The sequence below is a fragment of the bacterium genome, assembly GCA_026708015.1.
In the GTDB taxonomy this organism is placed as follows: Bacteria; Actinomycetota; Acidimicrobiia; order Acidimicrobiales; family Bin134; genus Poriferisocius.
The window spans coordinates 1-2,100 of record JAPOVT010000033.1; the positions used below are offsets into that span (position 1 = coordinate 1).

Consider the following 2,100-nt stretch of genomic DNA (forward strand, 5'->3'; position numbering starts at 1 on the left):
CCCGTCGCGGGGGTGCGCGCCACAGCCTGGTTGGCGGAGCCGGCGGAGTTGGCGGGACTTCCGGCGACGGTCCGCCAGGTCGCGCGCGCCGTGAGCGACGACTACGGCTTCGTTCAGATGGCGGGATTGCCGCCGGCGACCTACACGCTGCGATTCGACAGCGAGGGGAGACCGTTCAGCATGGTCGACAGCGTCCGGCTCCTGGCCGATGCGGAGACCCGGCTGACCGACGTCATGCTGCGCGAGTTCGCGGAAGTTCTCGTGTACGTCGCTCCGGCGCTCTATGACGGAGATCCGTGGGAGGTCGTACTGAACGGCCTGGACGGCCAGGCCCCTGAGCGGACCGCGTTCGCCGACACGACCGGCGCCACGACGTTTCAAGGCTTGGCCACGGGTTGGTACATGCTGGATGTCCGCGACCCAGATGGCGGCGTCCTCTACTCGGAGCAACACGAGATCACGGCTTCGGGCGTACTGTCCGTCGACCTGGACCTGATCACGCTGCTGGGGAGGGTCCGGGTGGACGGAGAGGGAACTCAGGCGGAAGTGGAGTTGAGCCGAGGCGCCGGCGACCGTTTGTCATTCACTACCGCCAAGGACGGACGCTTTTCCGGCAGGATTCCGCGGCCCACGAAGGACATTGTTCAGGCTGTTGTCGAGACGGCTGATGGTCTGCGCCGCGGCTTCGTCAAGCAGCCGAGGGTCCGCAATGCAGTCCTTCGCTTGAGTCTCGACCTGGGTGGCCAGACCGTGCGCGGCCTGGCACTGGACCCTTCGACCTTCGCGCCGCTTCCGGGGATCCCCGTCTACGCCGAGAGTCTCGCGGCGTCCGCTACCGTCGACGGCGATCAGGAGTACACCTTCTCGCCGTTCGCGGAGTCGCAGGACGACGGCTCCTTCGCTTTCGACGGTCTGGAAGAGGGTTCCTACCTGGTAGGCGCCGAGCCCGACGGCTTTACCGAGGCTGAGGCGATCGCGGAAGCGTGGCCGCTAGAGGACAACGTGCCGGGCGACTCGAGGCACATCCGTCTTTTCCTCGAACGAGCAGAGCCTCTGGAGCTGCTCGTGAGAGCCGGCACGCTGCCGCTGGCCGAAGCGCAAGTTCTCGTGACGGCCCGCGGCAGCTCAGGCGTGCCCGGCCAGGGGTTCGGGAGAACGGACCCGGCCGGAAGGGCGATGTTGGCTGCGCCGCGCGGCGGAGCGGGACCGGCCTCAGTCGTGGTCACGGCACCGGGTCTCCTCTGGTCGGGTTGCGTCGACCTGCCGCCTTCGGGTGACCGGACTCTGCAGCTCGATCTGCCTCAGGGACCCACCGGCACGTTGGCCCTGCGCCACGTTGGCGAGCGGGAACGGGGGGCGAGCGGGGCAACCGCGATCGTGACGCCGCACGGGGGCATCCTGACGTTTGCGGAAGTGACGAGCAGCAGCCTCGATCAACTCCTGTCGGGGCCCGTTCCAGACGTCGTCGAGGTAGGCGGGCTTCCGAGCGGTCGATACGCGACTGCCGTCCTGCCTGTTTCCTGGAGCTACGTTGACGCGTGTTCAGGGCAGCCCTTGCTCACCGGCCCGTGGCAGGTTCTTGTGCCGGGCGGCCGCGTGGAGCTCGATTTCGATTTCGGCGTCGAGGCCGGGGGGTCCCTGGCAACCTTTCCGCTGGAGTTGGACCAATAGCAGCCCGACCTCGCAGATCTCGCCCTGGCTGAGATGGTCACACCAAAGGTCGGGTCATCGGATACGGAGCTACTTGAGCTGCTGGATTCGACGAAGACCACCCGCTCTTTGAGGACAGGATGCGGCATGTCTACCTCGACAACGCAGAGAGAGTCGGCGGAATGACGGCGATCGAGGAGGTCGCCCGGCAGTAGGCCACTGAAGAACGGACTCAAGGAGTCAGAACAGGAGCAGGACATGGAATTCCGCGGTGTGATGACGGCGATCACCACGCCGTTCAACGACGACCTGACGGTCGATCACGACTTCCTCGCAAGGCACGCCAACTGGCTTGTCGACCACGGCTGCACCGGCATCGTGCCCCTCGGCTCGCTCGGCGAGGGCAACACCCTCCAGTTCGACGAGAAGCTGGCGATCGTCGAGACCTGC

At 66.6% G+C, this 2,100-nt stretch carries 2 protein-coding genes; both read left to right on the forward strand.

Annotated features, from left to right (window positions below; all coding sequences use genetic code 11):
• The coding region (locus tag OXG30_07445) for a hypothetical protein (GenBank protein MCY4134733.1) at positions 1-1,671 on the forward strand (1,671 nt) is incomplete at its 5' end.
• A 237-nt stretch (positions 1,672-1,908) separates the two neighbouring features.
• Positions 1,909-2,100 (forward strand): dihydrodipicolinate synthase family protein (locus tag OXG30_07450; protein ID MCY4134734.1); only part of this gene is annotated, 192 nt, incomplete at its 3' end.